Origin of the sequence: Nonomuraea sp. NPDC049784 (genome assembly GCF_040659615.1) — a bacterium.
Taxonomy (GTDB): Bacteria; Actinomycetota; Actinomycetes; order Streptosporangiales; family Streptosporangiaceae; genus Nonomuraea.
Genome location: NZ_JBFAMX010000565.1, coordinates 1 through 6,720, shown reverse-complemented (window position 1 = coordinate 6,720; position 6,720 = coordinate 1). Strand labels below are relative to the sequence as shown.

The 6,720-nt window shown below is 69.0% G+C and carries 8 protein-coding genes and 1 pseudogene; 5 read left to right on the top strand and 4 right to left on the bottom strand.

What is annotated here, in order from left to right:
* The 3 genes from AB0J09_RS51985 to AB0J09_RS51975 all read left to right on the top strand — a co-directional run.
* A partial coding sequence (locus tag AB0J09_RS51985; protein ID WP_360709212.1) for a DUF6421 family protein occupies window positions 1-740 on the top strand: 740 nt, incomplete at its 5' end.
* The gene (locus AB0J09_RS51980; protein ID WP_360709210.1) at window positions 737-1,366 is read left to right on the top strand and encodes an SDR family NAD(P)-dependent oxidoreductase; all 630 of its coding nucleotides are present in this window, start codon (window positions 737-739) and stop codon (window positions 1,364-1,366) included. The genes AB0J09_RS51985 and AB0J09_RS51980, both read left to right, overlap by 4 nt.
* Window positions 1,363-2,421 (top strand): low specificity L-threonine aldolase, encoded by a 1,059-nt coding sequence (locus tag AB0J09_RS51975; protein ID WP_360709208.1) that lies wholly within the window; start codon window positions 1,363-1,365, stop codon window positions 2,419-2,421. The genes AB0J09_RS51980 and AB0J09_RS51975 overlap by 4 nt, the downstream gene beginning before the upstream one ends.
* Window positions 2,422-2,436: 15 nt before the next feature.
* Here the strand turns inward: AB0J09_RS51975 and AB0J09_RS51970 are convergent, their stop codons facing one another.
* Both AB0J09_RS51970 and AB0J09_RS51965 read right to left on the bottom strand, forming a co-directional pair.
* The gene (locus AB0J09_RS51970) at window positions 2,437-2,568 is read right to left on the bottom strand and encodes an NAD(P)-binding protein (protein WP_360709205.1); all 132 of its coding nucleotides are present in this window, start codon (window positions 2,566-2,568) and stop codon (window positions 2,437-2,439) included.
* Between the two features lie 14 nt (window positions 2,569-2,582).
* Window positions 2,583-3,206 carry a DUF305 domain-containing protein gene (locus AB0J09_RS51965; RefSeq protein WP_360709203.1) on the bottom strand — a complete coding sequence of 208 codons (624 nt, stop codon included), beginning with the start codon at window positions 3,204-3,206 and terminating at the stop codon, window positions 2,583-2,585.
* 132 nt (window positions 3,207-3,338) lie between these two features.
* On the opposite strand from AB0J09_RS51965, the gene AB0J09_RS51960 reads away from it, so the two are divergent.
* Window positions 3,339-4,043 carry a DUF3105 domain-containing protein gene (locus tag AB0J09_RS51960; RefSeq protein WP_360709200.1) on the top strand — a complete coding sequence of 235 codons (705 nt, stop codon included), beginning with the start codon at window positions 3,339-3,341 and terminating at the stop codon, window positions 4,041-4,043.
* A gap of 95 nt (window positions 4,044-4,138) precedes the next feature.
* Here the strand turns inward: AB0J09_RS51960 and ald are convergent, their stop codons facing one another.
* On the bottom strand, window positions 4,139-5,257 hold the full coding sequence (gene ald / locus AB0J09_RS51955) for an alanine dehydrogenase (protein ID WP_360709197.1): 1,119 nt from the start codon (window positions 5,255-5,257) through the stop codon (window positions 4,139-4,141).
* A 158-nt stretch (window positions 5,258-5,415) separates the two neighbouring features.
* Between ald and AB0J09_RS51950 the strand changes: the two genes are divergently transcribed.
* Window positions 5,416-6,378 carry an excalibur calcium-binding domain-containing protein gene (locus AB0J09_RS51950; RefSeq protein ID WP_360709194.1) on the top strand — a complete coding sequence of 321 codons (963 nt, stop codon included), beginning with the start codon at window positions 5,416-5,418 and terminating at the stop codon, window positions 6,376-6,378.
* Here AB0J09_RS51950 and AB0J09_RS51945 read toward each other — a convergent pair.
* Window positions 6,375-6,720 (bottom strand): annotated as a pseudogene (locus tag AB0J09_RS51945) (NCS2 family permease); the annotation flags it as partial. The gene AB0J09_RS51950 and the pseudogene AB0J09_RS51945 sit on opposite strands and share 4 nt — an antisense overlap.

Here is a 6,720-nt window from a genome sequence, read left to right as displayed (position 1 = left end):
CCGCCCGGTTCCGGCGGGTGTCGCAGGCGGCCGCCGGCACGCTCAAGCTGGACCTGCCGCCGGACGCCGCCAGGCTGCTGGACTCACAGCGGCTCGCGCAGGACACGTTCGTGCTGTGGGACCTGGTCCACGACCGCACCCACAGCCACGGCGACCTGCCGTTCGACCCGTTCATGATCAAGCAGCGGATGCCGTACTGGCTGTACTCGCTGGAGGAGCTGCGCTGCGACCTGACCGCGTTCGGCGAGGCCGTGAAGCTGGAGGAGCGGGGGGTGCCGCACGCGCGGTACGTGCAGGTGGCGATCCTGTTCGACCGGCTGTTCAGGTTCCCGATCACGGGCGAGCGGGTGCGGAACTACGACGGGCTCGGCGGGCAGCTGCTCTTCGCCTACCTGCACCGCAACGACATCGTGCGGTGGACGGACAACCGGCTCACGATCGACTGGGAGCGGGTCGCGGACGGGGTCGCCGATCTGCGTGGCGAGGTCGAGAAGCTGTACCGCGACAGCATCGACCGGTCCAAGCTGGCGCACTGGCTGGCGGCGTACGAGCTGGTGAGCTCGTACGTGGCGCCGCACCCCGGCTCGACCTGGGTCAAGGGGGTCGAGGCGCTGCCGGAGGAGCAGAAGGCCAAGGTGGACGCGGTGCTGCCGGACGAGTTCCCGCTCAGCATGTTCTACGAGGCACTGCGCCGTAAGCTGACGGATGTGGTCGAATCGACTAAGGGACTGCGCGCATGATCATTCTGATTACCGGTGCTGGTGGGCCGACGGGCGAGGCCGTTTCCGAATTTTTCCGGAAAAACGGCGACACTGTGATCGGTGTCGACAAGGACGACGTCGACCTGCTCGACCGCGCCGCCGTACAGGACCTGGCAGACCGCGTCGGCCGTGAGCACGGCCGGGTGGACGGCGTGGTGCATCTGGTCGGCGGGTGGCGCGGGTCGGACTCGTTCGCCGAGACCAGCCTCGACGACTGGGACCTCCTGCACGACCTGCTGATCCGCACGCTCCAGCACGTGTCGCTGGCCTTCGAGCCGCTGCTGCGGCGCAGCGACAACGGCCGCTTCGTGATCGTCTCGGCCAAGGCGGCCGAGCGGCCCTCCGCCGGCGGCGCCGTCTACGCCACGGCCAAGGCGGCCTCGGAGGCGTGGACGCTCGCGCTGGCCGACGCCCTGTCCGGCACCGGCAGCGCGGCGGTCATCCTGGTCATCAAGGCCCTGGTGAACGACGCCATGCGGGCCGCCAAACCCGAGGCGAAGTTCCCCGGATTCACCGACGTACACGACCTGGCAGCGGCGATCGGCGCCCTCTACGACCGTCCCGCCGCCGAGATCAACGGCACCCGATTGGACCTGACTGCGTGACTCCCAGGCACGACCCCCGGCTCAAGGCGTTCGCCAGCGACAACTACGCCGGGGTGCACCCCGAGATCCTCCAGGCCATCGCCGCCGCCAACGGCGGCCACCAGATCGCGTACGGCGAGGACGTCTACAGCGAGGCCTTGCGAGACGTCTTCAAGCAGCACTTCGGCGAGCAGGCGGAGGCCTGGCCCGTCTTCAACGGCACGGCCGCGAACGTCGTCTCGCTGCGTTCGATGACCTCCCAGTGGGAGGCCGTCATCTGCGCGGAGAGCGCCCACATCAACACCGACGAGGGCGGGGCGCCCGAAGTGGTGGGCGGCATCAAGCTGCTCACCGTGCCCACCCCCGACGGCAAGCTCACGCCGGGGCTGATCGACCGGCAGGCGTGGGGATTCGGCGACGTGCACCGGGCGCAGCCGCGCGTGGTGTCCATCTCCAACACCACCGAGCTGGGCACCCTCTACACGGCCGACGAGCTCGCGGCGATCTGCTCCCACGCCCATGACCTGGGGCTCCTCGTCCACCTCGACGGCTCCCGCCTCACCAACGCCGCCGCCGCCCTGGACGTGCCGCTGCGCTCCCTCACCACGGATGTGGGGGTGGACGTGCTCTCGTTCGGCGGCACCAAGATCGGGTTGCTGTACGGCGAGGCGGTCGTCGTCCTCAACCCCTCCGCGGCCAGCGGGGTCGACTACATCCGCAAGACGTTCATGCAGCTGTCGTCGAAGATGCGGTTCGTGTCGGCGCAGTTCGAGGCGCTGCTGTCGGGGGATCTCTGGCTCCGCAACGCCCGCCAGGCCAACGCCATGGGGCGGCGGCTGGCCGAGGCGGTGAGCGGCATCCCTGGGGTCTCGCTGTCCCGGCCGGTCGAGGCGAACGCCGTCTTCGCGGTGCTGCCCCGGGACGTGACCGAGCGGCTCGCGAAGCGGTTCCGCTTCTACACGTGGAACGAGGCCATGGGGGAGGTGCGGTGGATGTGCGCGTTCGACACGACGGAGGCGGACGTGGACGCCTTCGCCGCCGCCCTCGCCGAGGAAATGCGCACCGCCTACCCCTGACCCACCTGCGATGCGTTACCGCTTGGGGGGCGACGCCGCCGAACGGTCGGCCGCTCCCAGCAGCACCCTGCGCCCGGCGCGGGGGAGCGTGACGGCGGCGACGAGCCCGTTGGGCCCGGACCCCACCACGACCGCGTCGGCGTCCATGTCTGTCGGGGCGTCTATTGGGGCGTGAGTATCGACGGGTAGGGCTGCGCGCCTCGCTGCTTGAGCAGCTCCGTCATGAGCTTGATCTCTCCGCTCTGCCCCTGGACGATCTTCTGCGCCATGCTGACCACCTCAGGACGGTTGGACAGCTTGAGCAGGCCCTCGGCCATCTGCACGCCGCCCTCGTGATGGCGGATCATCAGCTGCAGGAACAGCACCTCGGCCTGCGTGCCCTGTGCCTCCTTGAGCTGGGTCAGCTGCTGCGGCGTGGCCATGCCGGGCATGACGCCGGGCGTGGCCGTGGCGCCGCCGCCGTGGCCGTGGCCGTTCATCCAGGCCATCGCCTTCTGGTCGGTCGCCTGGCTCAGCCCCCACTGCTGCAACCAGCCCAGGAACATGCCTCGCTGGTTGGACTGGGTGTTGATGATGTCGAAGGCCAGGTTTCTGATCTCCTTGGCCGGGCCTTTGTCCCTGATCGTGAACGCCATGTCGACGGCCTGCGCGTGATGCGTGGCCATGTCGCGGGCGAACCCGGCTTCGGGCGAGGTGTCGCCGGGCGTGCCGTCGCGGCCGAACAACAGGAACGCGGCCACGGCGAGCACGAGCACGCCGCAGACGATCAGGATGGGTTTCCTCACGGGCTTTTCCATGGCTCGTCCAGCGTACCCACAGGAAGAGGGCGTCGTGATCGGACCCTTATAAGGGTCTTATTCTCCGCATACGCCGGAAGGCAATAGGGTGACCGGAGTTGGCACGCCGATGGAGGAACGATGACGAAGGAGAAGGCGCAGGCGAGGCGCGAGCATCTGGCCAAGATGCGGGCCGAGCAGAAGCGCAAACAACGCCGCGCCGCCCTGCTGATGTGGGGAGCGGGCGGGTTGATCATCGTCGTGCTCGTCGGCGTGGTGGGCTTCTACCTGATCAAGCAGGCACGCGAGACCTCGTTGGACGCCGTGGCCAACTACAAGTACGAGGCCGGGCAGCACGTGTGGACCGCGGTCAAGTACAAGGAGACGCCGCCGGTCGGTGGCGAGCACAACAACTACTGGCAGATGTGCTCGGTCTACGACAAGCCAATCCACAACGAGCACGGCGTGCACTCGCTCGAGCACGGCGCCCTCTGGATCACCTACCGGCCCGACCTGCCCAAGGCGCAGATCGACAAGCTGAAGGAAGTCGCCACGACCACGGGGCAGCAGGACTACATGCTGGTCAGCCCGTACCCCGGCCTGCCGTCGCCGGTGGTCGCGTCGTCCTGGGGGCACCAGCTCAAGCTGAACGATCCGGCCGACCCCAAGCTGCCCGCGTTCATCAAGAAGTTCCAGAACGGGGCTGACACGCCGGAGCCCGGCGCCACGTGCGGTGGCGACGACGCCATCACCACGACGGCCGACCAGGCGCCGCTGCCGCCGCAGCCCACGGGCGACCAGCAGGCGCCGATGGAGACCATCTCGCCGTCGCCCAGCCAGAAGTAATTCGGCCTCAGCCCCTTCCCCTCTCACGTCTGTCTCCCTCCGTACTTCGGCTGGAGTCCTTCGGGAGGGGAGGGGGCTGACGTCCCCTGGGCGGGTCAGGCGGACAGAACGCGCTCCGGCGGCGTCCACTCCAGCCCGTGCGCCTCGGCCACCGGGCGGCTGGTCAGGCGGCCCTCGTGGGTGTTCAGGCCGAGCGCGAGCGCCCGGTCCTCGCGCAGGGCCCGCTGCCAGCCGAGGTCGGCGATGGCCAGCGCGTACGGGAGCGTCACGTTCGTCAGGGCGAACGTCGAGGTGTTCGGTACCGCACCGGGCATGTTGGCCACGCAGTAGAAGATCGAGTCGTGCACCTGGTACGTCGGTTCGGCGTGCGTGGTCGGGCGGGAGTCCTCGAAGCAGCCGCCCTGGTCGATCGAGATGTCCACCAGCACCGAGCCCGGCTTCATCCGGCTCACCAGTTCGTTGCTCACCAGCTCGGGCGCCTTGGCGCCGGGCACCAGGACCGCGCCGATGACCAGGTCGGCCTCCAGCACCGCGTGCTCGATCTCCAGCGTGTTGGAGGCGACGGTCTGGCAGTGGCCCTGGTAGATCATGTCGGCCTGGCGCAGCTTGTCGATGTTGTTGTCGAGCAGCAGCACCTCGGCCTGCATGCCGAGGGCGATGGCGGCGGCGTTCATGCCCGACACGCCGGCCCCGATGACCACGACGTTCGCCGCGTGCACGCCGGACACGCCGCCCATGAGCACGCCCCTGCCGCCCTGCGAGCGCATCAGGTGGTACGCGCCCACCTGCGGCGCCAGCCGCCCCGCCACCTCGGACATGGGCGCGAGCAGCGGCAGCGCGCGGTTCGGCGTCTGGACGGTCTCGTAGGCGATCGCGGTGCAGCCTGAGTCGAGCAGCGCCTGCGTGCACGTCCTGGAGGCGGCCAGATGCAGGTACGTGAACAGCACCTGCCCCTTGCGCAGCCGGTGGTACTCCTCCAGCACCGGCTCCTTCACCTTCATGACCAGGTCGCTGACCGCCCAGACCTCATCGGCGTCCGGGATCATGACGGCCCCCGCCGCGGTGAAGTCGGCGTCGGGGATCGAGGAGCCGAGACCGGCGCCCTGCTCCACGAAAACCTGGTGGCCGTGGCGCACGAACTCGTACGCTCCGGCCGGGGTGAGCGCCACCCGATATTCATTGTTCTTGAGCTCTTGCGGAACACCGACCTTCATGAGCGAACTCTTTTCGGCGAGGTGTGCTTACACCTCCATTCTTCCTCCATCTCACTCCATCTCACGGATAGGTGGGGATTATCCGGCTGATTACCCCGGTGCCGCCGGACCTCGATAGGCTCACCGGCAGTCCGAACGTCAGGATGGGATCGACATCGATGGACAAGCCGGAAGAGCCGCCGACCGCGGAGTCGGGGGACCCGCAGGCCAGCAGACTCACCACCATCGTGTTGATCGTCTCGCTCGTCCTCGTCGTGCTGGTCGCGGGTGTGCTCGGCACGATCGCCGTTCTGATGACCAGGAATCCCGACTCGCCGCTCTTAGGCGCCGCGCCGGCGCAGCAGCTGGCCGTGCCCATCCACTTCGCGCCCGTCAGGCAGGCCAAGGCCGCGCCGTGCCCCGGCGACCAGGCCGTACTCGACGAGGAGCAGAAGACCTGCTACCTGCTGGAGGACGGCGTCACGGTGGACGCGGTGCAGACGGTCCAGCCCGTGCGCGAGAAGGACGGGCAATACTCCGTGCGCATCGCGATCGCCCCGAGGTTCAAGGAGCGCCTCGTGCAGCTCATCGACGAGCTGGTGCCCGATCAGCGGCAGGTCGCCATCGTGCTGGCGCCTCTGCAGCCGGACGCGCCCAAGGTCGTGCTGGCCGCGCCGATCGTCACCCAGTACATGGACGGCGACAGCATGAGCATCGCGGGGTTCGAGAAGGAGGAGGCCGACGCCCTGGTGGCGCGTCTGCTGGGCACCACGCCCGGCCAGGACACCGCCCCGACGAGCTCGGCCCCGACCGGTCCCGCCTCCACGGGCGCGCCCACCCCGCCGCAGACCGGAAACCAGCAGAGCACGAACCCCGGAACCACCAACCCCGGAACCACCAACCCCGGAACCACGAACCCCGGCACCACCAACTCCGGCACCACGAACCCCGGTGCCACCAACCCCGCCGCCACGAACCCGGCGTCAGGCTCCAGGCGCACCCCCGACAAGCGGTACGCGAGCTGCAAGGAGGCCGTGGCCGCCGGAGACGGCCCCTACACCAAGGGCACGCATGAGGAGTACTTCTGGTACAAGGACGTCGACGGCAACGGTGTGGCCTGCAACAGCGGCGACCTCCGTTAGCGGCCGAACAGCTCCTCCAGCCAGTCGATCGCGAAGTAGGCCAGGAAGATCAGCGAGACGATCCAGAGCAGCCACGGGATCTCGGAGAAGCGCCCCCTGGCCGCCTTGACGAGGGTGTAGGCGATCACGCCCGCGCCGACCCCGTTCGTGATCGAGTACGTGAACGGCATCAGCGCGATCGTCAGGAACGCCGGGACGGCCAGGTCCAGGTCGTCCCAGGGCACGTTCTTGCTCTGCATCATCATCAGCGCTCCGACCAGCACCAGCGCGGGCGCCGCGGCGGCGGAGGTCACCACCGCGGCCAGCGGCGTGAACAGCAGCGTCAGACCCAGCAGCGCCCCG

Excerpts from the sequence above, each read along its gene's own strand:
- AB0J09_RS51980 (WP_360709210.1), top strand. The coding sequence starts at position 737 with ATGATCATTCTGATTACCGGTGCTGGTGGGCCGACGGGCGAGGCCGTT.
- AB0J09_RS51970 (WP_360709205.1), bottom strand. The coding sequence starts at position 2,568 with ATGGACGCCGACGCGGTCGTGGTGGGGTCCGGGCCCAACGGGCTCGTC.
- AB0J09_RS51960 (WP_360709200.1), top strand. The coding sequence starts at position 3,339 with ATGACGAAGGAGAAGGCGCAGGCGAGGCGCGAGCATCTGGCCAAGATG.
- ald (WP_360709197.1), bottom strand. The coding sequence starts at position 5,257 with ATGAAGGTCGGTGTTCCGCAAGAGCTCAAGAACAATGAATATCGGGTG.
- AB0J09_RS51950 (WP_360709194.1), top strand. The coding sequence starts at position 5,416 with ATGGACAAGCCGGAAGAGCCGCCGACCGCGGAGTCGGGGGACCCGCAG.